Annotated in this window: 23 protein-coding genes; 12 read left to right on the top strand and 11 right to left on the bottom strand. The window is 33.5% G+C overall.

The features are described 5' to 3' along the window. Positions 1–20: 20 nt before the first annotated feature. From H593_RS0116030 to H593_RS0116010, 5 genes are all read right to left on the bottom strand, one after another. A complete protein-coding gene (locus H593_RS0116030; protein ID WP_169338379.1) occupies positions 21–821 on the bottom strand; it encodes a T9SS type A sorting domain-containing protein in 801 nt (266 codons plus the stop codon). Between the two features lie 525 nt (positions 822–1,346). Next, the gene (locus H593_RS19535) at positions 1,347–6,134 is read right to left on the bottom strand and encodes a DUF8202 domain-containing protein (protein WP_245585070.1); all 4,788 of its coding nucleotides are present in this window, start codon (positions 6,132–6,134) and stop codon (positions 1,347–1,349) included. Positions 6,135–7,125: 991 nt separating this feature from the next. Next, entirely contained in the window at positions 7,126–8,592 is a 1,467-nt protein-coding gene (locus tag H593_RS0116020) for a sigma 54-interacting transcriptional regulator (RefSeq protein ID WP_028873347.1), read from the bottom strand. Between the two features lie 144 nt (positions 8,593–8,736). After that, complete coding sequence (locus tag H593_RS0116015) at positions 8,737–9,864, bottom strand: vWA domain-containing protein (protein ID WP_028873346.1); 1,128 nt, start codon at positions 9,862–9,864, stop codon at positions 8,737–8,739. Between the two features lie 54 nt (positions 9,865–9,918). Continuing rightward, entirely contained in the window at positions 9,919–10,722 is an 804-nt protein-coding gene (locus tag H593_RS0116010; RefSeq protein WP_342663094.1) for a Crp/Fnr family transcriptional regulator, read from the bottom strand. Between H593_RS0116010 and H593_RS0116005 the strand changes: the two genes are divergently transcribed. From H593_RS0116005 to deoD, 12 genes are all read left to right on the top strand, one after another. Continuing rightward, on the top strand, positions 10,699–13,071 hold the full coding sequence (locus H593_RS0116005; RefSeq protein ID WP_028873344.1) for a heavy metal translocating P-type ATPase: 2,373 nt from the start codon (positions 10,699–10,701) through the stop codon (positions 13,069–13,071). The genes H593_RS0116010 and H593_RS0116005 overlap by 24 nt on opposite strands. Before the next feature lie 134 nt (positions 13,072–13,205). Next, positions 13,206–13,391 carry a cbb3-type cytochrome oxidase assembly protein CcoS gene (gene ccoS / locus H593_RS0116000; protein ID WP_028873343.1) on the top strand — a complete coding sequence of 62 codons (186 nt, stop codon included), beginning with the start codon at positions 13,206–13,208 and terminating at the stop codon, positions 13,389–13,391. Between the two features lie 10 nt (positions 13,392–13,401). After that, positions 13,402–15,585, top strand: a complete 2,184-nt coding sequence (gene ccoN, locus H593_RS0115995) for a cytochrome-c oxidase, cbb3-type subunit I (RefSeq protein ID WP_028873342.1) — start codon at positions 13,402–13,404, stop codon at positions 15,583–15,585. Between the two features lie 6 nt (positions 15,586–15,591). Further along, positions 15,592–15,777, top strand: a complete 186-nt coding sequence (locus H593_RS0115990) for a hypothetical protein (protein ID WP_028873341.1) — start codon at positions 15,592–15,594, stop codon at positions 15,775–15,777. Then, a complete protein-coding gene (locus tag H593_RS19530; RefSeq protein ID WP_037052725.1) occupies positions 15,774–16,724 on the top strand; it encodes a cbb3-type cytochrome c oxidase N-terminal domain-containing protein in 951 nt (316 codons plus the stop codon). The genes H593_RS0115990 and H593_RS19530 overlap by 4 nt, the downstream gene beginning before the upstream one ends. 3 nt (positions 16,725–16,727) lie before the next feature. After that, positions 16,728–18,152, top strand: coding sequence for a cytochrome c oxidase accessory protein CcoG (gene ccoG / locus H593_RS0115980; RefSeq protein WP_028873340.1), 1,425 nt, complete (start codon positions 16,728–16,730; stop codon positions 18,150–18,152). A gap of 12 nt (positions 18,153–18,164) precedes the next feature. After that, a complete protein-coding gene (locus tag H593_RS0115975) occupies positions 18,165–18,611 on the top strand; it encodes a FixH family protein (RefSeq protein WP_028873339.1) in 447 nt (148 codons plus the stop codon). Positions 18,612–18,621: 10 nt separating this feature from the next. Then, positions 18,622–19,323 carry a sulfite exporter TauE/SafE family protein gene (locus H593_RS0115970; protein WP_028873338.1) on the top strand — a complete coding sequence of 234 codons (702 nt, stop codon included), beginning with the start codon at positions 18,622–18,624 and terminating at the stop codon, positions 19,321–19,323. Positions 19,324–19,368: 45 nt separating this feature from the next. Next, positions 19,369–20,808: a pyridoxal phosphate-dependent decarboxylase family protein gene (locus H593_RS0115965; protein WP_028873337.1), complete on the top strand. Its 1,440-nt coding sequence runs from the start codon at positions 19,369–19,371 to the stop codon at positions 20,806–20,808. A 93-nt stretch (positions 20,809–20,901) separates the two neighbouring features. After that, on the top strand, positions 20,902–21,321 hold the full coding sequence (locus H593_RS0115960) for a CBS domain-containing protein (protein WP_028873336.1): 420 nt from the start codon (positions 20,902–20,904) through the stop codon (positions 21,319–21,321). A 91-nt stretch (positions 21,322–21,412) separates the two neighbouring features. After that, on the top strand, positions 21,413–21,847 hold the full coding sequence (locus tag H593_RS0115955) for an RrF2 family transcriptional regulator (protein WP_028873335.1): 435 nt from the start codon (positions 21,413–21,415) through the stop codon (positions 21,845–21,847). A gap of 25 nt (positions 21,848–21,872) precedes the next feature. Further along, positions 21,873–22,574, top strand: a complete 702-nt coding sequence (gene deoD / locus H593_RS0115950) for a purine-nucleoside phosphorylase (RefSeq protein ID WP_028873334.1) — start codon at positions 21,873–21,875, stop codon at positions 22,572–22,574. Between the two features lie 178 nt (positions 22,575–22,752). On the opposite strand, the gene H593_RS0115945 is transcribed toward deoD, so the two are convergent. Genes H593_RS0115945 through H593_RS0115920 form a run of 6 tightly spaced genes read right to left on the bottom strand, consistent with a single transcriptional unit; the run spans position 22,753 to position 26,843 of the window. After that, positions 22,753–23,535: an ABC transporter permease gene (locus H593_RS0115945; protein ID WP_028873333.1), complete on the bottom strand. Its 783-nt coding sequence runs from the start codon at positions 23,533–23,535 to the stop codon at positions 22,753–22,755. Continuing rightward, positions 23,528–24,235 carry an ABC transporter ATP-binding protein gene (locus H593_RS0115940; protein ID WP_028873332.1) on the bottom strand — a complete coding sequence of 236 codons (708 nt, stop codon included), beginning with the start codon at positions 24,233–24,235 and terminating at the stop codon, positions 23,528–23,530. Before H593_RS0115940 ends, H593_RS0115945 begins: the two co-directional genes overlap by 8 nt. After that, positions 24,229–25,422 carry a nitrous oxide reductase family maturation protein NosD gene (locus H593_RS0115935; RefSeq protein ID WP_037052722.1) on the bottom strand — a complete coding sequence of 398 codons (1,194 nt, stop codon included), beginning with the start codon at positions 25,420–25,422 and terminating at the stop codon, positions 24,229–24,231. The genes H593_RS0115940 and H593_RS0115935 overlap by 7 nt, the downstream gene beginning before the upstream one ends. Before the next feature lie 47 nt (positions 25,423–25,469). Beyond that, positions 25,470–25,763, bottom strand: coding sequence for a cupin domain-containing protein (locus H593_RS0115930; RefSeq protein WP_028873330.1), 294 nt, complete (start codon positions 25,761–25,763; stop codon positions 25,470–25,472). Beyond that, positions 25,747–26,205 carry a nitrous oxide reductase accessory protein NosL gene (locus H593_RS0115925; protein WP_028873329.1) on the bottom strand — a complete coding sequence of 153 codons (459 nt, stop codon included), beginning with the start codon at positions 26,203–26,205 and terminating at the stop codon, positions 25,747–25,749. Before H593_RS0115925 ends, H593_RS0115930 begins: the two co-directional genes overlap by 17 nt. A gap of 38 nt (positions 26,206–26,243) precedes the next feature. Then, on the bottom strand, positions 26,244–26,843 hold the full coding sequence (locus tag H593_RS0115920; RefSeq protein ID WP_037052761.1) for a hypothetical protein: 600 nt from the start codon (positions 26,841–26,843) through the stop codon (positions 26,244–26,246). Positions 26,844–26,972 lie beyond the last annotated feature (129 nt).

Below are 26,972 nucleotides of genomic sequence, written 5' to 3'. Positions count from 1 at the left end.
AAACTAACATGAAAAACTAACTAATTAACTAAAATTTTCTTTGAATTAACACCATATTCAGTACTTACAATAACAATGTAGGTACCTGTGCTCATGGCATTAGTATTGATATTTATTTTATTATTTGAATTTGATGTATTCGACGTATATACAGATTGTCCTAAAAGAGAATATACATTTACACTTTCTATATTAATATTAGCATTGTTGACTATTTCAATCTTATTTGTTGCATAATAAAAACGTATATCTAATTGATTCTCTCTAGTTTCAATTTGAGAGACACCCAATGTTTCTGGTTGAGAAAACACAATTTCAAATCTATTTAAATACACCCCAGCATCTAAATACACTTCATAAGCTCCGTCTTTAATACTATGATATTCACCTAAAGTTTTATCATGCATAAATATTTTCATTGTACTAGGAATATTTTCAAGTTTATGAATTGAAATCGTATTGAGACCATTAGCATAGGTATGCATTCCTATTTTAATAATAGTTTCTTCATTAATTTCATTGATACCTTGCTCGATATATTTTCCTGAATTAATTAACCAGTACATATCCTCATCTTGCATTGTATCAATTGCTGTATCAAAACCTGAATCATATCCAGGTGTTGCATTTTCATCTGCCATTACAAATAATTCTCTTTCGTATGTACCTGCAGAATTAAGCATTAGACTAATCTTCATTCTTTGATCTGAATCATCAGAAACATTTGAAGGATTAGTAGCGAATAAACTCGTAGTACTCAATATTAGAATAAAAGTACCTACGAATGATTTTTTTAAAGTTTTGAGTAAAATTGTTGCCATAATTTTCATAATTACATGTTAATAATAATAATAATGATGTAAAACATCATCGCTTAGTTAAATTCTCTTTATTTAATACTTGTGTGTTTTTAAGGTTTATATGTAAACCTTTGCACTTGAGGGAGAATACTTCGCTTATGAAAAGTATTAGGATTAATCTTGCATTGAAAAAATATTTTGAAATTAAAATGAATAATTAATTTCATAGGCTTGGGGCCAAATATTTAATTGTAAATACTACAATTCCAATACAAGACCAAAGGTAGAATCAAAGTACAGCACATCGATTACAAACCCGATAATTTGCATTACATTCTCGTTCAAATGAGTAAAAAGGTTAATATAATCGATTATGTGATAGTCCTTTTAAACACATAACACTAACCACATAGATTACTACTTATCAATAAATTACAAAATAAAGCCGATTATACTTTTAGTTTTCTTCAAAAGATAAGATCATCTTAAAACAAAAAGGCCACCTCTAGGAGGCAGCCTTTTTATTGACTTAATTTAAAAAACTAACTAATTCACCATAACCTTCTTTGATACATGTTCTCTTTCGGTTTTTACTTTTACAACATAAGCCCCAATACTTAATGATTTTGTATCTAGCTTTATTTCATTCGCTGTCGTTAATGCATTTGAGACTAATACACTTTGACCTAGTATTGTAATGAGCTCATAGCCTTCAATACTCAAATTTTGAGGATTTAAAATTGTGATATCTTTATTATCTTTATCATATAAGATGTCTAATATGTTTGATTCTATTTCTGCCGTTTCTAAACTTAAGGTGTCTTCATTGTTAAATACAATTTCAAAACGATCTAAGTGAATACCTGCTTGAGATGTAAAACTATAATCTGCTTCCTTAAGATTAAAATATAATCCTAATTCTATATCATGAATAAAGATATCCATAGCGTCTGGTATGTTCTCTAATTTATCAATAGAGATACTATTTGAACCATCTTCTGATGTATGGATACCTATTGGAAGAACTGTTTCGGTTGTAAGGTTATTAATACCTTGAATTACAAATTTACCGTCATCTATCAACCAATACATATCTTCTGCTTGGTTCTCGTATAACTCTGCATCATAACCCCAATCATAGCCCATTGTTGCATTTTCATCTGCTGTAACTAATATTTTTCGAGTATATGTATTGATAGAATTAAATTTTAGTCCTATTTTCATTCGTGTGTCACCATTACCTTCTGAGCCTTGATTACTTGATGATGCCGAATCGGTTCTCATAAACGTAGATGCACTAGTCGCTTCAGTTTTAAATATACGCTGACTATTATTAAATCTAATAGTTCCTGTGTTTTCTCCTACGACAAAGAAGCCTTGTCCAACTGGAATATATCTACCTGGAAGTTTAGTTCCTATCAATGAGTTTTGGTCTACATCAGGATCTGCTGTACCATAAGCAACAGCTGGAACTGCGCCTGCTAAATTATAAGTTGCGTAACCGCCTTGATATTCTGCTAAATTATGAGAACCACCACCCCAATGTTCCCAAAAATATAATGTCCCTGTTGTATTACCACTACCTTCAATAGTAGGCGCATTTTCCATGATAAAAGCGTGCGCATCTATTGCAGAAGCATAAGGGTTCCCTACTAAATAATCATTCCCTGCTGTTAAAGGTAAAGTGATATCCCCATTATTAGGTTTTCCCTTTAGCACATAATTTTGTTCTAAGGATACGTTCCCAGAAGTATTGGTAACACCCTTCATGGTAAACCCTTCACCCGGACTTAAATTACCAGTACTTCTTACCTGTTGCCAAGCTGAATACATATCATCTGGCTGATTGGCGAACTTCCAAATCCAGTAATCTGCTATACTAATTGGCGAACCAGCATTACCATCATATCCACTGGTTATAAAATTTATATTTATTGGTGAAACCGTATTTGTACCATCTTTAAAGATGGAGTTCACTGTATAATTTGTATTATTAGATAACGTACTTGTGCTTCCAACAGGAGAAGACCAATAATTATAAGTAAATAAATCTCTAGTTCCTTGCTGATCCTTTTCTAAACTTCCAGAGCTTGAAATATCTAAATCACTTTTTATAGTTTGTATTAATTGCGATTCACCTTGTAAGTCGATATCACCATTTAATTTCAAATAGTGTGTTACAGTCAAACCAAACCCAGTTTTTGTAGCGTTGTTTCCCGAAATAGTTATTTTATTTGAATTCACAAATAATCCTAGTAGCGATCTGTTTCCAGAAGTAATAGAAGTATTATCTAAAGTCAAATTGTGTGAGGTTTGAACAATATTCCAATCTATATACGTTGATGAATTCACAATCGACTTCGTTCCTGGAATCGTCTGAAGTGCACCATTAACCCATGTAGAACTAGTTTCCCAATTACCATTAGTATTCGATGCATATGGTAATGGAGCTGTTTGCCTATCTACGGTATTTAAATTCCTAAGAGCACCTTGATGCCCATTTCCAGAAGCATCTTCAGTATTTGTATAGGTATACACAGACATTGGATAATAGCCTGCTAGCTTAGACCAAGGAATAGATCCTACATCATTTTTAGAAATTGTTATTGGCATTATTTTACCAGCAACAAAATTAGAGTTGTCTTCTATTTCTTGATTCATAATAAATCTCAATTGAGCAGGAGTAAGATCTATATCCCAAACACGAACTTCATCAATATTCCCTCCAAAATGTTGTGTCGGACTATTTTTACCAGCAGCTGCAATGTAGAAAGATTCGTTTGTATCAATTGGATTAGTTCTGTTGGCAGAAATATCTAAAACACCATCTATATATATAGAAGCTTGAGTACCATCATAAATCACAGCAACATGATGCCATTCATTCTTTGGAATAGCAGTATTAGATACTAAAATCTGGTCAGATCCATTTTTCCAATACATTTGAATTTTATTCGTATTTAAAATTCTTAAATCATAACCTTTAGTAAAAGGGTTATCTCTTTTAGAAATAATTGATTTTACATAAAAATCTGATGGATCTCTTTTTATCCATGCCGAAATAGTGAACTCAGAGTTATTTAGGTTTAAGGCATCTTCCATATCCACATAGTCAACATTTCCATCAAACAATACTGAACGTACAACTTCAACTCTTGGAGCATATCCAAAAGTGATGTATTTTGTCCCATCAAAATCATAATCTGTTTCAAGATTACCATTACCATCTGATGTCATTATTCTATAATCTGCAGTTGGGTCAAAAACACCAGTACTAGATATAAACATATAAAAGCTGCCTGGAGGTATGATATTTCTAATCGCATCTTGTGGTATTCTAACTTTTACCGAAGGGATATCTCCGCCAGTTTCCATGACTTTCCAAACACGTTTCATTGCTGTAAAAGAGACATTTGTAGTTAAAGATGGAGAGATACCTGAACTCATATTTACAGATATTGTGGATGCCGCTAAATTTAAATCTTCACCATTATTTCCCCATACCAAGTATTCCCTATTATCAAACTTTACGGGATTAGATGTTATATTCGTTGTATTAGTATCATATATATTATCTAAACCCATAGTTATAATTCCTTCAGTTCTTCCTCCTACATCTGCAGCATCATTGACACTTCTAGATTGTTTTTGGTATAATTCTGAAACATCATCCCTACCAATACCTGCAACATCATAATTATAACCAAGGTTAAGAGATTGATCCCAAATGAGATTTCCATTGCTATTCACATAGTCCTGCGAAGTACCATTTACTCCTAAGGTAATACCGTATTTAATAGCAAGGTAAGACTGAATTCTGTTACGTTCTTGTGTTAAATCACCATCAGACTTTCTAGAATTATAAGTAATAACCTCAGCAATACGACCATCAAAACTTCCATTCCAATACTGACTTCTTCCCAACCAATATCTACCATTATTAATCATTTTATATTTAGAAATATCATTAGTTGCTGTTCCAACTTGATTAGCATTGAAGAACAACTCCATATCTAAGAGTGCAGCATTTTGTCTAACATTTACTATTTGTATTTGATTGTAATCAGTTCCCGTCCCAGTATCGGCTCTACCATAACCATTTTCATAATTAGGATCACTAGAGGACGTTTCATTCGTCGTCGCTATACAATACGCGAGTCTTTCATTATGAAATCTAGCGGTATATCCTCCATATCCAAATCCAGTAATATCCTCAGTATAAGTCTCGCCGTCTGGATCAGTACTTGTAAACGTATCTAATGGAATCATTGACGCTGTTATTGTAGGGTCTGGCATTAATACAACAAACATATCATTTGTGTTAAAGCCACCTGTTCCTTTCAATTCATCTCTGCTTCCATTACTAATAATATAGGTCATGTCACGATTTGCAGTAGTATGATTATTCTCAAAATCAATAACAGGGTTAAAATTAAAGTTACGTGCAATACTGTTTCTGTAAACCGGTTCTTGACCAGGCACCACAACCTCTGCATTATTTCCTTTACCCATATCAACCCATTGGCTAACAGGAGAACCATCTGATGCATGAGTGATTCCATTTAACTTATCTGCCTTTAGCCATAAATCTAAATTTGATGTTATTCCTCCTGGTGCTTTTGTTGGTGTACAAAATGAAACTCCAGATATTTTAACGTCGTCAAGATATATCATGTCGTTATCTTCACTTGCGTCACAACGCACTCTAAATCTCGCATTATTTCCGGCTGGAAATGAATGATCTGTTTTAAATATAGTTACTGTTTTACTATAACTTATAGCTGAAGTAGTCGCCTCAAAATCTGCTGTTTTACTTGCAACAGAACCACTAACAAAAGTTCCAACAATAGTCCAATTGGAACCTGCATCACTACTATACTCAATAAAAAAATCTTCTCCATTCTCCATTCCATTAGGTTTGAAAAAGAATTTAAAATCTACTTTGTCAAGTGTCGAAATATTAAATAACGGAGATAAAATTGAAGAAGCATTACCAGTAGCATCATCATCCCTCAATCTTATACTATAGTTTCCATTATACGACCATGACGTATTATTTATTCTTTGTGCATCGCCACCACCAATCGTCCATCCATTTAATCCACTTTCAAAAGTCGAGAAGTTTATAACGGTGGTTTCACACATAGTCAAAGACGACTCTGAAGACATATCTTGGATATCAAATGGATTTGAGACTGTATTACTGGTGGAATTAGTTACGTTATTAGCTTCAGATTGCTGAGCAAACGCTAAAACGGTATTAAGAACGAACAAGAAAATTAAAATAAATACCCTTGTGATTGTAGGCCTTCTAAAGTGGTTAACAGCTTTCATAATAATAGTTTTTAATGATGTATGGCACCATTGTTTAAGTAAATCCCTTACTTTATTATATTAATAATAATTTTTTATTGGATGTGTCGACACTAATACAATGTATAGTAGTGGACACAACGAGGGACATACTTTCGTTATTACGAAATGTATTTTGGATTAATTAGATATTGAAAAAATAATATGAAGCGCATTACCGATTTGTTAACTACGTGCATGACATAAGATAATCCTAAGTTATCTGTAAAACAGACTTCAGAAAAATAAGACACGACGTAACAGCTAGTGCTGTATTAAATAGGTATTAAAGTTTCATAGGCTTGGGGCCAAATATTTCATTGTAAAAATTATATACAATTCCAATATCCTGTGTAAATTTATAATTTCAAAAACTAAATATAATAATTATTCAGATAAAGTGTAATATAAACTCGATAAAGTGCATAAAAAATTAATAAAATCGATGAAATACGTTATTGAACTGAATAAAAAGGCAGCAGAAAAACAATCTATTCAACGTATTAAGTCTCAAATTTGAGTCAAAGCAGCTTAAAACAAATCCAATCTAGAGACCTTATCTTATCAATAATTATCATAATAAAATAGTGTTTATTTGACCTTCTATAACGTCAAAAACGTAAACACTATGTCTACAAAAGAATACATAAAAGTGTCTGGTGTACATGAAATAAAAACTACTAATTAAAGAAAACCTAATACATAAAGGACATACAAGTCAATACAAATCGTAAAACAAAACAGCAACTAGACAGCATTAGATAACATTGAAAAAAGTGTTATACAGAAACTCTAAAAGACGCAATTCACGAAAACCCAAAAGCGCTTGCTAACGATACTAAAATTGCTCCTTTCTATTTAAACATCTATTTACCTCACTAAATCATGAAACAACACAGAAAACAAGACAAAAAAAATCGCAGAGACTTTTAATCTCTGCGATACTAGTATTAAAAGTATAGATACTTAGTTATTATATCCCACTAATATAACTTCCATAAGGGTCCTTAAATTGAATCCCTTTAGTAAAACGGTATTTACTTAACTGCTTAAACTCTACTAAAGCCCAAAGCACAAACTCCTTTACAAAATAACTTTCCTCTTTTTTAAGATTAGGTTGATGTTCTGCCAATAAATCTCCTAATGGAGAAACAGCATCTAATAAAGCCATATATTCTTTATCTCTCAAATCATCTAAGATTTCAAACCCATCTTGTTCGTTGAAAAACCAAGAAACAATAGCGTCATAAGGCGTATCTTCATCTTCTTTCTTTAACTTTTCTATCTTCGGAAAGAACTCTGGAAACAAACTCTTTACTGCCTCACCTATTAAATTATAAGCGACCATTGCAGCACCTTCTTGCTCGCCTTCATAAACCAACTCTACTTTACCTGTGATTGATGGTATAATCCCAACAAAGTCACTCAATCGTAACATCGTTTTATCGTCTCCTACTCGCAAAGCACGACGTTCTGCTGTACTCAACAAATTCTCTAAAGCGGTTATACTTAAACGCGCACTCACACCACTTTTTGCATCTATGAATTCACTTTCTCTTGCTTCAAATACAATTTGCTCCAAAAGATCACGCGCCAAATCTGGAACAATAACTGAATCTTTTTGAGCTTCTACAACTTTAGCTTCCTGCTCCGTGATTAAACGCGCCGTTTCAATATCTGTAGGATAATGTGTTAAAATCTGACTCCCAATTCTATCTTTTAAAGGCGTTACTATGCTTCCTCTATTAGTATAATCTTCAGGGTTTGCAGTAAAAATAAATTGCACATCTAAAGGCAGTCTTAATTTAAATCCACGAATTTGAATATCACCTTCCTGTAAAATATTAAATAAGGCGACTTGTATTCTCGCTTGTAAATCTGGTAACTCATTGATCACAAAAATGCAACGGTTAGCTCTTGGTATCATTCCGTAATGAATCACGCGATCATCTGCATAACTTAATTTTAAGTTCGCAGCTTTAATTGGATCTACGTCACCAATTAAATCTGCTACAGTGACATCTGGAGTTGCCAGTTTTTCAGCAAAACGCTCGCTTCTATGCATCCATGTAATTGGTGTATCATCACCTTTTTCAATAATTAATTCCTTAGCAAAACGGGATATTGGATGTAATGGATCATCATTAATCTCAGAGCCTTCCACCACAGGAATATACGCATCTAATAAATTCAACATCAAACGTGCTAATCTTGTTTTTGCTTGTCCGCGAAGCCCTAATAAATTAATGTTATGTCTTGATAATATGGCGCGCTCTAATTCTGGAATCACAGTATTTTCGTAACCGTGTACACCTTCAAAAGCAGTCTCTTTATTTTTAATTTTTTCAATCAGGTTATTACGCAATTCATCTTTTATAGATTTTGATTGATAACCTGCTTTTTTTAATTCTCCTAGTGTTTTTGTAGTTTCAATTTTCATATTCCTGTCCCTAACCCTTTCCAAAGGAAAGGGAACTGTTTTGGGCTTTTTAAATTTAATAATTATAATTTTTTTGTTATTTGATATTCTCATATAAAATATCTGCGATTTGCTACTTCCCTCTGGGAAGTTTGGGATGGGATCTTACCCCTTTATACGTTTCTTCCTATTCGTCTCATAATCTTCAAAAATCATTTCACCTAAGCCTTTAAGACCTGTATAAAAAGCTTTGCCTTGATTAGCTTTTGTAAATTCTTGAACAAATTGCATCAAGTATTGGTCCTGAGCAATCATAAATGTGGTTATAGGTATGTGCAGTTTTCTGGCTTGACCTGCCATAGCGTAACATTTATTTGTAATGTATGGATTGAGCCCATTGCTATCTTTATAATATTGACCATCAGGTAACTTTAAACAACTCGGTTTCCCGTCGGTTATCATAAAAATCTGCTTATTAGTATTACGTTTTCTTCGCAGTAGATCCATGGCCAATTGCAGTCCTGCAACTGTATTTGTGTGATAAGGACCTACTTTTAAATAAGGTAAATCTTTAATTTCTATTTGCCAAGAATCATTTCCGAAGACAATAATATCTAACGTATCTTTTGGGTAACGCGTCGTTATGAGTTCTGCTAAAGCCATTGCAACGCGCTTTGCTGGAGTGATGCGATCCTCGCCATACAAAATCATACTATGGCTAATATCAATCATCAAAACGGTACTCATCTGTGATTTGTGCATGGTCTCTTCAACCACCAAATCATCTTCAGTAATATTGAAATTGTCAATACCGTGATTAATTTGAGCGTTACGAAGACTTTCGGTCATTGAGACTTTATCTAAAGCATCACCAAATTGATAATTCCTAAAATCACCAGTATGCTCGTCTCCAATTCCCGGACTTTTACTTTTATGATTACCTTGGCCACTTCGCTTTATTTTTCCGAAGATATGCTCCAAAGCTTGTTGTCTAATAGCACGTTCTGTTTTTGCCGTAATTGCCATACCTCCATTTCCATCTGGATCAATTTCTTCTTTTATGTACCCTTTCTTTTTAAGGTCTCCAATAAAATCATCAATAGAATATTCAGCAGTCGTTAATTCATATTCCTTATCTAATTCTCGAAGCCAAGAAATAGCTTCATCAAAATCTCCAGACGTATGTGTAATTAATTCTTTAAAAATTTCAAAAAGCTTATCAAAAGGGGACTGGTGAGGTGATTCATAAGGTTTAAAAACGAAACCTTTTTTTAATTTATTTTGTTCTTTCATAGCTGTATAAAAATACAACTATTTCAGTTCAATTATCGTAAAGTTTTTATAAAACTATTCGATACGTTGTAGTTTTTCGAGATTCTCGATTTTTATCCGTTTTCCTTGCGTAGAAATCAAATTATCCTTCTTAAACTGGGAGATAATTCGTATTGCAGACTCAGTAGCAGTCCCAACAAAATTGGAATAGTCCTCTCTTGATAAAATCAAATTTAAATGGCCGCTATCGTCCACATCAAAGGTTTTATCAACATACATAATTGCTTGTGCGAGGCGCTGTTTTACCGTCTTATGCGCCATGTCAATTAAATCGTTTTCAGCATGTCGCAAATCTTTAGCCAAATGCTGTAATACATCAAAAGAAAATACTTGATTGTTTTGCAAAGGGTCAACTGTTTGGTCTTTTGGCACATAACACAATTCAATATCATTAAGCGCAACAGCACTCAAATTGCTGCGCTCATTACTTATTACAGACCGCTGACCAAGAAGTTCACCTTTACCCAATAATTTAACAGTTTGATCTTTACCATTTGGACTCAACTTGGTCAATTTAGCAATACCGTCACGAACGCAAAACACACCGTTTAAAGCGTCTCCTTCATCAAAGATAATAGCTCCTTTTTTATAGTATTTGGTGGTCTTACAATGTGACACACGTTTTAACTCCACCTTAGTCAATGTTCGTATTGAGTTTAATTGTCTTGCTATGCAATGTTCACATCTACTCATACCCAGTATTTCTATTTCAAAAATAATGAAAACATGATAAAAATCATATTTTACATTCACTTCATTTTCAACCTTTGCAGTAGGTATAAATGAGCAAATATTATGGACAAGATTTCTTGTTACCACTGTGGTGATGATTGTAATAACACAATCATAGCCTTTGATGATAAAAACTTCTGTTGTAATGGATGTAAGACGGTTTATGAGATTTTCTCAGAGAATGACTTGACTTGCTACTATGATTTACAAGCAGCTCCTGGTGCTGTTCCAAAAGAAATTCAAGGTAAATACGATTTCCTTTCTCAAGAAAATATCATTGAAAAACTCACCGAATTTAACGACGGAAACACACAAATTACGACTTTATACATTCCACATATTCACTGTAGTTCTTGTATTTGGATTTTAGAAAACCTCAATAAATTAAATCCAAATATATCGTCTTCTCAAGTAAACTTTGGAAAGAAAACTGTCCGCGTCACCTATAATTCTGAAATTACATCGCTTAAAGAGGTTGTTTTATTATTAGCTACAATTGGCTATGAGCCTTACATTTCACTTGACGATTTTAAAACCGGTCAACAAAACGTCAATAGAAGTCTCATTTATAAGTTAGGTGTTGCTGGCTTTGCCTTTGGTAATGTAATGTTCTTATCATTTCCAGAATATTTTCAAGTAGATGGTTTTTGGATAGAACAATACAAACCCGTATTTCGATGGTTAATGTTCGCCTTTTCTTTACCCGTTGTTTTTTATGCAGGACGTGATTATTTTGTCTCAGCATATAAAGGATTACGATCTAAATTATTAAACATTGATGTCCCAATTGCATTAGGTATTGCAGTTCTATTTATAAGAAGTACCGTAGACATCATCTTTGATTTCGGCTCGGGGTTTTTTGATAGTCTAACAGGACTCGTATTCTTTTTGTTACTCGGTAAATTCTTTCAGCAAAAAACATATACATTTTTATCTTTTGAACGCGATTACAAATCGTATTTCCCAATTGCGGTAACTAAAATATCTTCGAAAATGGGCGAACACCCAATCCAAGTCTATGACATTAAAAAAGGTGATCGTTTACTTATTAGAAATGAAGAACTGATTCCTGTTGACGGCATCTTAATCAACGGAAAAGCACGAATTGACTACAGTTTCGTTACTGGAGAATCTGAGACAGTGAGTAAAAAATCGGGTGACAAACTCTTTGCAGGAGGGAAACAAACCTCTGGAGTTATCGAGATGGAAGCACTAAAATCTGTAGAACAAAGTTACCTCACACAGCTGTGGAGTAACGATGTATTTAGCAAAAACAAGGAAGACGGCTTCACAACCTTAACTAATAAAATTAGTAAAAAATTCACGATAGCAGTACTCAGTATTGCTTTTGTTTCAACCACGTTTTGGCTTTTTGTGGATGCTTCAAAAGCAATGAATGTTTTCACTGCAGTTCTCATTATTGCCTGCCCTTGCGCCATTGCACTCTCTGCTCCTTTTACCTTTGGAAATTTACTGCGTATCTTCGGAAAGTTAAAATTCTACGTCAAAAACGCTTCTGTTATTGAACAGCTGGCTGAGATTGACACCATCATTTTTGATAAAACTGGCACCATCACGTCCAACAAAAAAAGCAGAGCGCAATATGATGGAATGGCTTTAAACCCTTCAGAAGAAACATTATTAAAAAACACACTTCGTGGTTCTAATCATCCATTAAGCAGAACGCTTTATGATATTTTGGATGAACATCATATTATTTCACTCAATCATTTTGAAGAACATTTAGGAAAAGGGATTGAAGGAACTTACAACGAAAATCATATAAAAATTGGATCAGCAAGTTTTGTCGGTACTCAAGAATCTACAATTCTAAACACGCAAGTGCACATTAGTGCAAACAATAAATATAAAGGAAAATACACCTTTTATAATAGCTATAGAAAAGGACTATCAAAATTATTCAACAAACTGAAGAAGAACTACGATTTAGTCATTCTGTCTGGAGATAATGAAGGTGAATTTGACAATCTCAAAAAGTTATTGCCTTCAAAAACGAAACTAATTTTCAATCAAAAACCAGATGATAAGCTAGACTACATTAAATATCATCAAACTGAAGGTGCAAAAATATTAATGATTGGTGACGGTCTAAATGATGCTGGAGCACTTGCGCAAAGTAACGTTGGCATTGCATTGTCAGAAAACGTGAATGTGTTTTCCCCTGCTTGTGATGCCATTTTAGATGCTTCAAAATTCAATCAGCTTAACAAATTTATTAGTGCTTCAAAAAGTGCTATCAAGATTATAAAATGGAGTTTTCTGTTGTCATTTATTTACAACATCATAGGGCTTTACTTTGCAGTCACAGGACAATTAGCTCCCGTTATCGCAGCTATTCTGATGCCTTTAAGCTCTATTAGTATCGTAGTATTTACCACTATTACGACTAACCTTTTGGGTAAAAAGCTAAAATAAAAAGAAGAAATATGGTGTTTGCATATTTCCGAATAAAATAATTTAAATAGAGCAACATTAAATTCCAAACATGATAAAAATCATGTTTTAAGAACGCGTTCGAACGTAATTTTGAACCATAACTTCTAATAGGTATGAGTGTTATATATATTTTATTAAGTATCAGCATTATTATTGCTGTTGTGTTTTTTATTGCATTTATAACTGCAGTGAGAAAAGGACAGTTTGATGATAGTTATACACCTTCTGTTAGAATGCTTTTTGATGACGAACTCGTTAAAAAGCAACCAAAACCATCTATTAAAATCAAAAAAGACTAATTAAATTACTATGGAAGTTCAACAGTTTCATTACGATAACAAAATCGTCAAAAATTTCCTCTACGCCACCATGATTTGGGGAGTTGTAGGGATGTCAGTAGGTTTGCTACTCGCATTCATGTTTCTATTTCCAAATATGACCAGCGGAATCTCCTGGTTAAGTTTTGGTCGTTTAAGACCGTTACACACCAATGCGGTGATTTTTGCGTTTGTTGGAAATGCCATTTTTGCTGGTGTCTATTACTCGACACAACGGTTATTAAAAGCAAGAATGTTTAATGATACCTTAAGTAAAATCAACTTTTGGGGTTGGCAAGCTATAATAGTTGGTGCAGCGATTACACTACCTCTAGGGTATACAACGTCTAAAGAATACGCTGAATTAGAATGGCCTTTTGATATAGCGATTGCTGTTATTTGGGTTGTTTTTGGTTGGAACTTAATAGGCACCATATTAAAAAGAAGGCAACGTCATTTATATGTAGCCATCTGGTTTTATATCGCAACATTTGTAACCGTCGCTGTGCTTCATATCTTTAATAGTTTAGCTTTACCAGTGAGTGGTTTAAAAAGTTACTCAGTATATGCAGGGGTTCAAGATGCCTTAGTGCAATGGTGGTATGGACATAATGCTGTTGCCTTTTTCTTAACCACACCTTTTTTAGGATTGATGTATTATTTTGTGCCAAAAGCAGCGAATAGACCGATTTACTCTTACAGACTTTCAATCGTTCACTTTTGGTCATTAATATTCATTTACATTTGGGCTGGTCCTCACCATTTATTATACACGGCGTTACCAGAATGGGCTCAAAACCTTGGGGTGGCCTTTTCAGTTATGTTATTAATGCCTTCTTGGGGAGGAATGATTAATGGTCTCCTGACGCTTCGTGGTGCCTGGGATAAAGTTCGTACAGATCCTGTTTTAAAATTTATGGTCGTCGCCATTACCGGTTATGGTATGGCAACTTTTGAAGGCCCTATGCTATCGCTTAAAAGTGTAAATGCTATGGCGCATTTCACAGATTGGATTATCGCTCACGTACACGTTGGAGCACTCGCTTGGAATGGGTTTTTAACCTTTGGAATGATCTACTACCTAGTACCAAAATTATTTAAAACAAAATTATATTCTATAGGTCTTGCTAACCTTCACTTTTGGATTGGCACATTAGGAATTATCTTTTACACCTTACCAATGTACGTAGCTGGTTTTCAGCAATGGGCAATGTGGAAACAGTTTAATCCAGATGGAACTTTAGTGTATGGTAATTTCTTAGAAACAGTAACTGCAATAATGCCACTATACTGGATGCGTGCCATTGGTGGAACACTGTTTATTACGGGTACCTTAATCATGGTATTCAATGTTATTATCACTATTGTACAAGGTAGTAAAGTCACCGACGAACTTGCAGAAGCTCCTGCACTTCAGCGTGTCTCTAAAAGACGTGTTGCTGGAGAAGGATGGCACACTTGGCTAGAACGTAAGCCTGTTAAATTAACAATTTTGGCTACCGTCGCTATACTTATTGGTGGTATCGTACAAATTGTACCAACATTATTAGTAAAATCAAATATCCCAACTATTGCTAGTGTAAAACCTTATACACCTTTAGAACTAGAAGGGCGAGATATATATATAAGAGAAGGCTGTGTTGGCTGCCATTCACAAATGGTACGTCCATTTAGAAATGAGGTTGAACGCTATGGTGAATATTCAAAAGCTGGAGAATTTGTTTATGATCATCCATTCCTTTGGGGAAGTAAACGTACAGGTCCAGATTTACATCGAATTGGAGGAAAGTACTCAGACAATTGGCACTTAAACCATATGTATGACCCACAAAGCACCTCTTCTGGTTCTATTATGCCTTCTTATCAATGGCTCGTAAGAGATGCGCTTGACAAATCACAAACCGAGGCTAAAATGAAAGTTATGGTTACGCTTGGAGTGCCTTATACAGACGAAGAAATTGCTAATGCACAACAATTGATGGATGAGCAAGGTACTCAAATTGAAAAAAATCTATATACAGATCCAGATTTTGCGTCATCATATGAAGCAGATAAACAAGCTGGTGGAGAAGCTTTCATTGAAATGCGAAATAGAGAAATTGTAGCAGTCATTGCTTATTTACAACGACTTGGTACAGATATTAAAGTTAAGGACGTTTCAACAACTCAAAACTAATTAATCATGTTAAAATTTGTAAAAAACCATATGGAAAGCATCGCAGGAATTGAAATATATCCCTTGATTTCCCTAATTATATTTTTCAGTTTTTTTGTCATCTTATTTTGGTGGGTCATTACTGCAAAAAAAGACTACATCACTACCGTGAGTAATATCCCTTTAGATAACCAAAATCCATCAGAACTATGAGAACTATACCATCATGGTTAAGAGTACCTGTAATATTCTTTATCATTTTCGCAATTACAGAACTTGTTATAGATTCTGGAGGTGAACCAGCATTTATAGCGCAACCTTTAGTGTCGTTATTCTTGTTACTTATACTTCTTATTTTAATTGCCATAGAGGCAATTACTAGTGCATTAGACAATGTATTGTATCAAAGTCTTGATGCCGAAGCAAAAGCTAGATACGATACAAAACGAAATGCACCTTCAAAACTAATACAGTGGCTTCAAAAATTATATTCTAAATCTCTAGGTCAAAAACCTATTGAACAAGAACATGTGATCATTTTAGATCATAACTATGACGGAATTAAAGAATTAGATAATGATTTACCGCCTTGGTGGAAATATGGATTCTACGCTTCTATTGTTTTTGCAGCAGTTTATATGGTAAAATATCATGTATTCAATGGTGCCACCCAAATTGATGAACTTCAAGCAGAAATCGCTCAGGCCAAAATTGATATTCAAGAGTATAAAAAAACGGCAAAAGACTTAGTAGACTTTAATACGGTAACACTATTAGCCGATGCTTCAGACCTTAGTAATGGTAAGACAATCTTTGAAACTAACTGTGTGGCTTGTCACAAAGCAGATGGCGGTGGAGGAATTGGCCCTAACCTGACCGATAAAAACTGGATTTTAGGTGGAGGAATTAAAAATGTATTTAAAACAATTTCTGAAGGTGGTCGTGACGGAAAAGGTATGATATCATGGAAACAAAGTTTAAAACCGTCAGAAATGGCACAAGTTGCTAGCTACCTTCTTACATTTCAAGGAACCACACCTGCTGAACCTAAAGCTCCTGAAGGTGATATTTGGGTTAGTAAAGAGGCACCTGCAGAAGACATACCTACCGAAGCAATAGAAGTCAAAACAGATGCTATCATTACGATCGAAAATAAATAACACATGGAAACACCCAAAAACGAATCGTTCAGAGATACTATTGGCACCCTTACTGATGATGGAAAACGCGCTTGGGTATATCCAAAAAAGCCAAGTGGTCGCTATTACGAAAAACGAAAAATAGTAAGCTATGGTCTAATCGTATTTCTATGTATTGCACCATTTATCAAAGTGGGTGGCAATCAATTTTTAATGTTCAATGTATTGGAGCGTCGTTTTAATATTTTTGGATTTCCGTTTTGGCCACAAGATTTCTACCTGTTTGTGATTTCGATGTTGATTGGCGTCGTTTTTATCGCTCTTTTCACAGTAGCATTTGGTCGTATTTTCTGTGGATGGATTTGTCCGCAAACCATATTCATGGAAATGGTTTTTAGACGAATAGAATATTGGATTGATGGTGACAGAAATAAACAACGTAAGCTTGATCGACAAAAATGGGATGCAGAAAAAATTAGAAAACGTCTATTAAAATGGTTCGTATTTCTGGTGATTTCATTTCTAATCGCTAACGTATTTTTAGCTTATTTAATTGGAAGTGACACCCTTATTAAATATATAACCGAAGGGCCTTTTGCTCATACTGGCACACTTATTCCGCTAGTCATATTTACAGCTGTTTTTTATTTTGTATTTGCCTGGTTTAGAGAGCAAGTATGCATTATCGCTTGCCCCTATGGTAGATTACAAGGCGTTTTATTAGATAATAAGTCAATTATTGTGGCTTACGATCATAAACGTGGTGAAAGTGAGAATGGACGTAAAAGTTTTAGAAAAAATGAAGACCGTGAAGCTCTTGGTCATGGTGATTGTATAGATTGTATGCAATGTGTAAATGTTTGCCCTACAGGAATTGATATTAGAAATGGTACCCAGTTAGAATGTGTAAACTGCACAGCTTGTATAGATGAATGTGATCATATTATGGAGAGTATCAATCTGCCACAAGGATTGATTCGTTATGCCAGTGAAGATGACATAGAAAAGAAAAATAAATTTGAATTTACACCACGATTAAAAGGCTATACCGCAGTATTGATTATTTTGACTGGTCTGCTCACGGGATTGCTTTTATTAAGAACAGATCTTGAAGCTAGAATTTTGAGGCTTCCCGGTCAATTATATGAGCATAAACAGGGTAATATCATTAGTAATGTATTTACCTATAAATTGATTAACAAAACAACAGATACTATAAGCGATGTGAGCTTTAAATTACGAAAGTATAAAGGCGAAATTAAATTGGTATCAACGTCAGATAATTTTCAAGTACCAGCTCAAGGCGCTGCAGAAGGTACAGTATTTATAGAAATTGATAAGAGTGAACTCTCGGGTGATAAAGACAAACTAATGATTGAGGTGTACAGTGGAGATGAATTGATAGAAACCACGACTGTTAATTTCTTAGGTCCAAGAAGTTATAATTAAAAACAAAGAATTATGAAATTTAATTGGGGAACAGGAATCATATTAGCTTTTATAGCTTTTATAAGCTTTATAATGTACTTCGTCATTCATATGAATATGAATGATAAATATGATACATCATTAGTGACAGAAAATTATTATAAGGCAGAATTAGAATTCCAAGACGAAATAAACAAAGAAAATAATGCTAAAGCTTTAACAACAAATATTTCCTGGATCCGAACTGACAAAGGTTTAGAAATTTCATTTCCCAAATCTTTAGACACAAATAAAATCACTGGAAAAGTGTTCCTATATAGACCGTCTAATAAACAAGTGGACTTTGAAACTACAATTTCATTGTCAAATCACAATTTGCTCATACCTGACAATCGTTTGTTAGATGGTCGTTGGAACATTAAAGTTGATTGGCAATATAAAGGTAAATCATATCTCTACAAAAAAGAGATTATATATTAAAGTAAAAAAAATGCTCTGGTCTGCACTCATATTTGGTCTTTTAGGAAGTTTTCACTGCGTTGGCATGTGTGGACCTATCGCCTTTATGTTGCCTGTAGATAGAAGTAATTCTACTAGAAAAGTATTTCAGATTTTCACGTATCACTTCGGAAGGTTGCTGGCCTACTCCGTTATAGGTCTCGTTTTTGGATTAGTAGGCAAGAGTTTATATCTCTTCGGAATTCAACAACAACTATCAATTCTTATCGGAATTTTAATGATCGTAGTCGTGCTCATTCCAGTTCGAATTTTCAATAAATACAACTTCTCAAAACCTTTATACAGGCTCATTTCCGCAGTAAAAACAAAACTAGGGAAAGCACTTAAAAAGAAAACAGCCGATACGTTTTTAACCATAGGTTTTCTTAACGGTTTTCTCCCTTGCGGATTAGTATATATGGCAGTTTTTGCGTCTCTAGCGATGCAAAATGCAGTATATGGTAGTTTATATATGATACTTTTTGGTTTGGGCACAATCCCTTTAATGACGACTGCAATTTATCTAGGGAAATTTTTAAATTCTTCTGTAAAGCAGCGCATTCAAAAAGCGATTCCTGTATTTATCGTGATTATTGGATTGTTATTTATAGTTCGTGGTATGGGATTGGGAATTCCTTACCTCTCTCCTGCTCCAATTGTTGATGTAGCTTCTAGTACAATAGACTGCCATTAAAGTATGACATCCCATCATACACTAACTATTTTTTTAACTCAACGTATGTCATTAACTAAAACTAATATAAGTAAATTACAAGTATCAAAAGAAGACATGAAAAGCTATGGCTACCAAGTGATTGACGCCATTGTTGAGCATTTTGACACAGAACATTTAAAAAAACCAGTGGCTTATGCTTCTAGAGACGAAATGGATTTACTTTTTAATGCTGAAATCCCTGAAAAAGAAAGCGATTTTCAAGAAGTTTTTGATTTTGTGATTAAAAAAGTATTACCAAATAGTAATATTGTTTCGCATCCAAAATCGTTTTCTTTTGTTCCAGGCCCAAGTAATTATGTAAGTGTTATGGCAGACACGCTAGCAACTGGATTTAATGTTTTTTCTGGTGGATGGGCTGCATCTCCCGCAGCCGCAGAAGTTGAAATAGTGACTATGAACTGGTTATTAAAACTATTTAAATTTCCCGCAAAAACAGGAGGAGGCATCTTTACTAGTGGTGGCTCAATGGCTAATCTAACGGCTCTTACTACTGCAAGACAACAACGTTGCGGTGATGATTTTTCTAAAGCCATTATTTATATGTCAGACCAAACTCACTCTTCAAATATAAAAGCCATAAGAATACTTGGTTTTAAAAAAGAACAGGTTAGAATTATCCCTACAGACCTAGAATTCAAAATGGCGATGAATAAGCTAAAAAATGCAATTGCAAAAGATCGCTTAGAAGGGCTTCAACCTTTTTGTATTATTGCCACAGCAGGAACGACCAATACAGGAAGTGTAGATCCTCTTAATGAAATTGCGAAAATATGTAAAATAGAAAATTTATGGTTTCATGTTGATGGTGCTTATGGAGGAGCTGCTATTTTATCTAAAAAAGGCAAGCAATTATTAAAAGGTATAGAAAAGGCTGACTCCTTAACTATAGATCCTCATAAATGGTTATTTCAACCTTATGAAATGGGATGTTTATTGGTACGTAATCATAAATGGTTAAGTAAGACATTTAGTGAAAAACCTGAATATCTCAGGGATATTGAAGGTAATACCTCCGAAATTAACTTTTATGATCACGGTGTTCAATTAACTCGTCGCTTTAGAGCTTTAAAATTTTATATGTCTATGAAGACATTTGGATTAGATGCCTTTAAAAGCGCGATTACCTACTCTATTGATCTAGCAGATAACGTAGAAGATTACTTGCGAAAAAGCATGAACTGGGAAGTTATTTCACCAGCAACATTAGCGGTAATAAACTTTAGATATAATCCAATCGGTAAGACATTTTCAGAAAAAGAATTAGATGCTCTAAATCAAAAAATTTCTCAAAACGTAGTAGACTCTAGAGAAGCGCTATTAGTAACTACGGTTCTACAAAACCAAGTGGTACTTAGAATGTGTTTGATAAACCCAAGAACAACTCTTAATGATGTAAAGGAGACCTTAGAATTATGTGAATCTTTTACTGAAACACGCCTCTAAAATTAGATTTAAATTTAAGAGTTTACTGACATTTATCATAGTTTTTCAGGCTATCTAATTGTAATTTTAGTATAGAATTTAAAACCTAAAAACATGAAAAAAAGAACACCTATTTCAGCAATAATGACAACAAACGTTATCACTTTAAACCTTACTGATAATCTAGAAACCGCAGAATCCCTTTTTAAGAAAAACAAAATTAGGCATATTCCAGTTGTAAGTGGAGACCACATTATAGGCATGTTGAGTTATACCGATTTACTAAGAATTAGCTTTGCAGATAGTGTAAATGAAGACGAACAAGATGTTGATACTGTAGTTTACAATATGTTTACCATTGAGCAGGTCATGGCTAAAAACCTAGTTAGTGTGACTTCTAATTCGACAATAAAAGAAGTTGCAGAGATCCTTTCTAAAAAAGAATTTCATGCATTACCGATAGTAGATGATAATAAATTGGTTGGTATTGTAACGACTACAGATTTAATTAATTTTTTAATTGAACAGTTTTAATATACCATCATTAACATGATAAATCCTAAAAGATGATTTGTAATTTTTTAGGATTTATTTAAATTTATTTTTTCACTTAAACTAAAGAAAAATGTTTTCTAAAGCTTGCGAATACGGTATAAGAGCATCCATTTTTATTGCCAAAAACTCCTTTGAAGGCAAACGTGTTAATCCTCGGGAAATTTCCGAAGAAATAAATTCTCCTTATGCGTTCACAGCAAAAATATTACAAACTTTAGTGAAATACAATATCATTCAATCAGTAAGAGGAGCGCACGGTGGTTTTGAGATAATTAAAGAAGATCTTCCAAATATTAAGCTTTCTCAAATTGTGGAGGCTATAGATGGAGATATTATTTATGAAGGCTGTGGATTAGGCTTAGACAAATGTGAAGAACAGCACCCTTGTCCTGTGCATGATAAATTTAAAATTATACGAGACAGTCTTAAAGAGATGCTTAAGAACACGAGTATTGAAGAACTTGCCATAGATTTGCAGAGAGGTGCTTCTTTTCTAAAAATTTAAAAAATATATTATAAATTAATATCAGATGAGTATACACATAGAAGCAAAAAAGGGAGATATAGCAGCAACAGTTTTATTACCTGGTGACCCAATGAGAGCAAAATGGATTGCAGAAACCTTTTTTGAGAACTCTAAGCAATATAATGATGTTAGAGGTATGCTTGGTTATACTGGCACATATAAAGGCAAACGTATTTCTACTCAAGGTACAGGAATGGGAATACCGTCTACATTAATTTATTGCCACGAACTCATTAACAACTATGGCGTAAAAAATTTAATTCGTGTTGGCTCCGCTGGATCTTATCAAAAACATGTAAATATCAGAGATATTGTAATCGCTATGTCTGCATCTTCAACCTCTGGAATTAATAATTCTAGATTTATAAATGCAGATTATGCGCCTACTGCAAATTTTGAGCTTTTCATGAAAGCTGCTGCCTATTCAAAAGCGAATAACATACCTATCAAAGCAGGAAATGTACTATCATCTGATGAATTTTATGAAGATGAATTTGATAGTTACAAAAAGTGGGCCGATTTTGGGGTATTATGTGTTGAAATGGAAACTGCGGGACTGTACACCATTGCTGCTAAGCACAATGTGAAAGCACTTTCTCTGTTAACGATTTCAGATTCTCTGGTAACCAAAGAAGCTACATCTGCAGATGAACGCGAATCTACATTTAATACTATGATTGAAATCGCTCTGTCGACTTTAGATTAACCTTTGTAAAGTTGTATCACATTTTAAAATTTGGCTTTAAAGTGTCTAAAAACGAAAGACGCTCCACAGCCTAATTAGATTTCGATATCATGTGTTTTTATAGATTGCTACAATTAGTAATACTATTGAACATATAAATAGTCTCTTCATAATACTATAGAATCGAATTATATACTATCTAAAAATCTTTTCTTTTCGATTTAAATAGAATGCGCAACACTGGTAAAACTACCCAAACCGTCAACATGACGAAGGATACAATAAGCCCGAAACTTGTTCCGAAAAATTGCTTAAAGACAGCTCCTGTATATCCCAATAAAGCTGAAATATCAAGTTTTAGAAGAATGAGTGTTCTTGACAAATCAATTGGATTCAACATAGTACCAACTAGCGACAATTTATCTAAAGGGTATTCTTCAAAAAATATTAAAGTCATTAAAAACAAACCATCATAGATAATTGCTAAAAATAACCAGAGTAAAATAGCATAGCCAAAGCCTTTAATTTTATTCTCATTTGATAATGCAATATTAAATGCCAGGGCTGTAAAAATTAAAGTCAAAAATGTTCCCGTGACAAGCAGTAATGAAAAATCCCAAATTGCACTACTCTCAAACAATCCGTAAAACACAAACGGAGTTCCCAATCCAAGAATTAAACTCATTGAAAGCGATAACGCTACACCTAAATATTGTCCTAAAAATATGGATGAACGCTTTAAGGGTTGCGCTAATAAGAGCTCGGTAAATTCTTTAGAATTGTAATAATACATTACACCAAAAATAGTCCCAATTAAAGGCACCAAAACAATAATCACATTCATTAGTGTAATAACTGCTTTAGACAAATCATTATTTAAAAATAAGAGCACAGTCCCTAGTAATAAATAAAACGCGAAATAGACGTAACTCCAACGACTACGCATTAAATCAAAAAAACTATATTTTAATATTTTAAGCATGGTTGTCGATTAATATAGACGCAATAGCATGTTCGAAATCTGGCTGATTGGTCTTGGTTTTTAATTCTGAAATTGAACCTTTAAAATAAATTTTACCTTCTAGTAAAAAAACGATTTCGTCTGAAACTTCTTCAACAAAGCTCATAATATGAGACGTTATAAGTATGGTTTTACCTTTTGCTTTTTCAGCTTGAATTAAATCTTTTAAACGAATTAAAGAAATAGGGTCTAAACCAGTTGTAGGTTCATCCAAAATAATTAACGGGCTATCAAACATGAAGGTTAAGACAAGATTTACTTTTTGCTTGGTTCCACCAGAAAGAGTCCCCAGTTTTTTATCTAAAAACGGATTTAATTTAAATAGTTCTACTAGGTGCTGATCTTCGCTGGTATTTTGACGTAAGTCTTTAATCATCCTAATCAACTCCTTTACCTTTAGATTACTAGGGAAATTAGCAATCTGAGGTAGATAATCTATTTTATGTCTATAGTTTGAATTATTCTTTACATTCTCTCCGAAGACCTTAATTTCGCCCTCATTAGGGATTACCATCCCAAGAATAGATTTAATCAACGTCGTTTTCCCAGAGCCATTTGGCCCAAGGACGGCGAAAATCCCACCTTCGTTAATTGTTAAATCTAAACCGCTTAACACTGGATTTTTTCCAAATTTTTTATGTAAACCTATAATACTTACCATGTTACTTTTTTTATTAATGGGTTATTGTCCAATAGGTTATCTGGTGTGAATACTGGAGATACTTTTTCAGAAAAATCAATAATATCTATAAACATACTTCGCAATAAAATAATAGTCTCAGGTGTACGGTTTACAATGTATGAAAACAGTTTCACAGGTCTATAGGGCACATCTCCCACTCCATCCTTATCCAAGTCATAACCTGTATAATTACTCCAGTAATTTCCATCAAACACGTTGTCATTAATTTTACTGTTGTAAGCGAGGTCAAAAGAGTTATACAAAAAATTATTTTCTGTAAATTGATTAGCATAGCAGGCACCACGAACTTTGATTGCCCACCCGTTGTGTTTAAAATTGTTGTGTTTATAAATAATTCTATTCGAACCTTCTACATTGATGCCAATGGTGTTTTCTTCAAATGTATTACCTATAATCTCTGCGTCATTAATCTCTTTTAGAAGCATGCCGTAAGACGCGGTTCCCCAATTTTCTTTGAAAGTATTGTTAAGCATTTTTATATTTTTTGAAAACATAACGGCTACTCCGGCACCATTATTTTCGAAAGTATTATCTTGATAAATATCATCATTTGAAAACATGAAGTGCAGCCCATATCTTAAGTTCAGAGCACTTACATTATTCCTAATTAGGCAATCATCAGAAAATTCTAAATAAATACCGTCGCGAACATGTTCAACATAATTATTCTCGATTTCAATATGATGACTATACCACAATTGAATCCCATTACCAGAATTATATTCTTCAATAGCATCTCCAATAACTTTATTATGAAAGACTTTACCGTGATGAGACTTTTCTATGTAAATTCCGAAAAACAATTTTTCAAGCACTAAATTTTTAATTACAAAATTTTTACTTTTTCTTACACGTATGGCTGCATAATCTTCTGTATAGCTAGTTCCAACATTGATAATAAATAAACCATCAACAGTAACATCATCTGAGATAATTGTAATAATCTCACCTTTTAACTCTCCATCAATAACAGGATAGTCCTTACCAATTATCGTTAATGGTTTATTAATAAGAATATTATACTCTTTGTACGTGCCTTTTTGTACTATAATGGTATCAAAAGCCTTTGCCTGATTGACTGCATCCTTCAACGAAGACACGGAACAAGACTCGCAAACTTGAATAGTCTGTGCCTGATTTTGCATGGTACTACACACAATAGATAAGAAGAAAAACAGTCGTTTCGAGAGCATTATCTAATTATTAGAAATTTAGAATTTTCAATTGCAATGACCTTATGTACTTCGTCCTTAGGGAAATTGAAAATGTTGTGTTTTGTTAATGAATACTCATTATCATTTATAATAAACGTAATCGATCCTTCTAAGACCAATATATTGGCATCTCGTGGTGATCTATGCTCTGGAAATAAGGCACCCTTTTCTAAACTTATAAGTAAAATTTCTTGAGCATCAAGATCTAATAATTTTCCTGTTTGTAAATCTTTATAGGTTGTTTGGCTTATTTCATTATTGATTATATACATCGCTCTTGTCTTTAAAATAAATTAATAATTCTTCCCAAGTAAATAAAGCACCTGTTTTCTCGGCTTTAGTATTTTCAGCGTCTGCTCTATTTTTAAAAGCAGATAAAAAAGCTCCCATGGGACTTGAAATATTTTCGCTTATTAAAAACGTTGCTTTAGTAGCATCGATTAGCTCTTCAGGTTCTGAATAGTTATTTGATAAATACAAGCCTATTTCAGTAGTATCAAATTCATCTTTAAAATTAATCATACATTCTGTAGCATCAAACTTATAGACTTTTCCTTTTTTGGTTACAATTTCTGCTGCATGAACTTTATCTACAATGGTCATTTTACAGAAATAGCAACCATCGCTGCCATAATCTATGGGTTTTGGTGATACATTACAGCAAAAGAAAAGAAATAGCAATGCAATGATTGAATAGTGTTTTAGTGTTTGCATTATTTTAGTATTTTAGTGTTTTAGTGTTTTGATATTATTTACATAACCAACGTTTTTTTATCCTTCTTTTTTCCAACAACATAGGCTAAAAGTCCAGCAGCTATACCTAAACCTAAAAAGAGTGCACCTAATTGCGGATAAGAATGTGCTCTGAAATTTAAGATATCTCTAGACCCATAAAGAGGTGGTTGAAATCCCATAACAGTACCATCTTTATTGGTGAATTTCATAATAGCTTTAGGGTCTAAATTATGCCCATAATCATGTTCCCATAAATAAAAGTCATACATACCTGCTATACTCATGACAATCATTAAAATAAACCAACCTAAAAACCATTTATAATTACCTTTCCAAGCGATTAATAAACCTAAAAAACTTACTATCAATATACCTGCTGGAAATATTTTAAACTCAGGAATCGCTTCTGGAATGTATTGCATACCCACATAATGATTCATCAAATTAATATTTTTAATGTCATGTGGATGAACATCAGAAAAATCATTTATATGAATATTCATTGCTAATGGTATAGGGTACTGAGGTGCTTCTAATGTAATTCTCCAAAGCGGAAATAAAAACAGTCCTAAGGGCAGAATAGCTGCGAGCAACATTATAATGTTTGACTTTTTCATCTTTTGGTGTTTTGTGATTGTTATGAGATTTCTGCTTTCGCAAGAACTTGGTGTTTTAAAAGAAAGGCGAGAGCGAAAAATCAACTCTCACCTTTTATATAGGAAAATAAACACTAAAACAAAATTCCC

Source organism: Psychroserpens burtonensis DSM 12212, from assembly GCF_000425305.1.
GTDB lineage: Bacteria > Bacteroidota > Bacteroidia > Flavobacteriales > Flavobacteriaceae > Psychroserpens > Psychroserpens burtonensis.
The sequence above is the reverse complement of the archived record's forward strand: the minus strand, read 5'-3'. Positions and strand labels throughout refer to the sequence as shown.

Excerpts from the sequence above, each read along its gene's own strand:
- H593_RS0116030 (WP_169338379.1), bottom strand. The coding sequence starts at position 821 with ATGGCAACAATTTTACTCAAAACTTTAAAAAAATCATTCGTAGGTACT.
- H593_RS19535 (WP_245585070.1), bottom strand. The coding sequence starts at position 6,134 with ATGAAAGCTGTTAACCACTTTAGAAGGCCTACAATCACAAGGGTATTT.
- H593_RS0116020 (WP_028873347.1), bottom strand. The coding sequence starts at position 8,592 with ATGAAAATTGAAACTACAAAAACACTAGGAGAATTAAAAAAAGCAGGT.
- H593_RS0116015 (WP_028873346.1), bottom strand. The coding sequence starts at position 9,864 with ATGAAAGAACAAAATAAATTAAAAAAAGGTTTCGTTTTTAAACCTTAT.
- H593_RS0116005 (WP_028873344.1), top strand. The coding sequence starts at position 10,699 with ATGGACAAGATTTCTTGTTACCACTGTGGTGATGATTGTAATAACACA.
- ccoS (WP_028873343.1), top strand. The coding sequence starts at position 13,206 with ATGAGTGTTATATATATTTTATTAAGTATCAGCATTATTATTGCTGTT.
- ccoN (WP_028873342.1), top strand. The coding sequence starts at position 13,402 with ATGGAAGTTCAACAGTTTCATTACGATAACAAAATCGTCAAAAATTTC.
- H593_RS0115990 (WP_028873341.1), top strand. The coding sequence starts at position 15,592 with ATGTTAAAATTTGTAAAAAACCATATGGAAAGCATCGCAGGAATTGAA.
- H593_RS19530 (WP_037052725.1), top strand. The coding sequence starts at position 15,774 with ATGAGAACTATACCATCATGGTTAAGAGTACCTGTAATATTCTTTATC.
- ccoG (WP_028873340.1), top strand. The coding sequence starts at position 16,728 with ATGGAAACACCCAAAAACGAATCGTTCAGAGATACTATTGGCACCCTT.
- H593_RS0115975 (WP_028873339.1), top strand. The coding sequence starts at position 18,165 with ATGAAATTTAATTGGGGAACAGGAATCATATTAGCTTTTATAGCTTTT.
- H593_RS0115970 (WP_028873338.1), top strand. The coding sequence starts at position 18,622 with ATGCTCTGGTCTGCACTCATATTTGGTCTTTTAGGAAGTTTTCACTGC.
- H593_RS0115965 (WP_028873337.1), top strand. The coding sequence starts at position 19,369 with ATGTCATTAACTAAAACTAATATAAGTAAATTACAAGTATCAAAAGAA.
- H593_RS0115960 (WP_028873336.1), top strand. The coding sequence starts at position 20,902 with ATGAAAAAAAGAACACCTATTTCAGCAATAATGACAACAAACGTTATC.
- H593_RS0115955 (WP_028873335.1), top strand. The coding sequence starts at position 21,413 with ATGTTTTCTAAAGCTTGCGAATACGGTATAAGAGCATCCATTTTTATT.
- deoD (WP_028873334.1), top strand. The coding sequence starts at position 21,873 with ATGAGTATACACATAGAAGCAAAAAAGGGAGATATAGCAGCAACAGTT.
- H593_RS0115945 (WP_028873333.1), bottom strand. The coding sequence starts at position 23,535 with ATGCTTAAAATATTAAAATATAGTTTTTTTGATTTAATGCGTAGTCGT.
- H593_RS0115940 (WP_028873332.1), bottom strand. The coding sequence starts at position 24,235 with ATGGTAAGTATTATAGGTTTACATAAAAAATTTGGAAAAAATCCAGTG.
- H593_RS0115935 (WP_037052722.1), bottom strand. The coding sequence starts at position 25,422 with ATGCAAAATCAGGCACAGACTATTCAAGTTTGCGAGTCTTGTTCCGTG.
- H593_RS0115930 (WP_028873330.1), bottom strand. The coding sequence starts at position 25,763 with ATGTATATAATCAATAATGAAATAAGCCAAACAACCTATAAAGATTTA.
- H593_RS0115925 (WP_028873329.1), bottom strand. The coding sequence starts at position 26,205 with ATGCAAACACTAAAACACTATTCAATCATTGCATTGCTATTTCTTTTC.
- H593_RS0115920 (WP_037052761.1), bottom strand. The coding sequence starts at position 26,843 with ATGAAAAAGTCAAACATTATAATGTTGCTCGCAGCTATTCTGCCCTTA.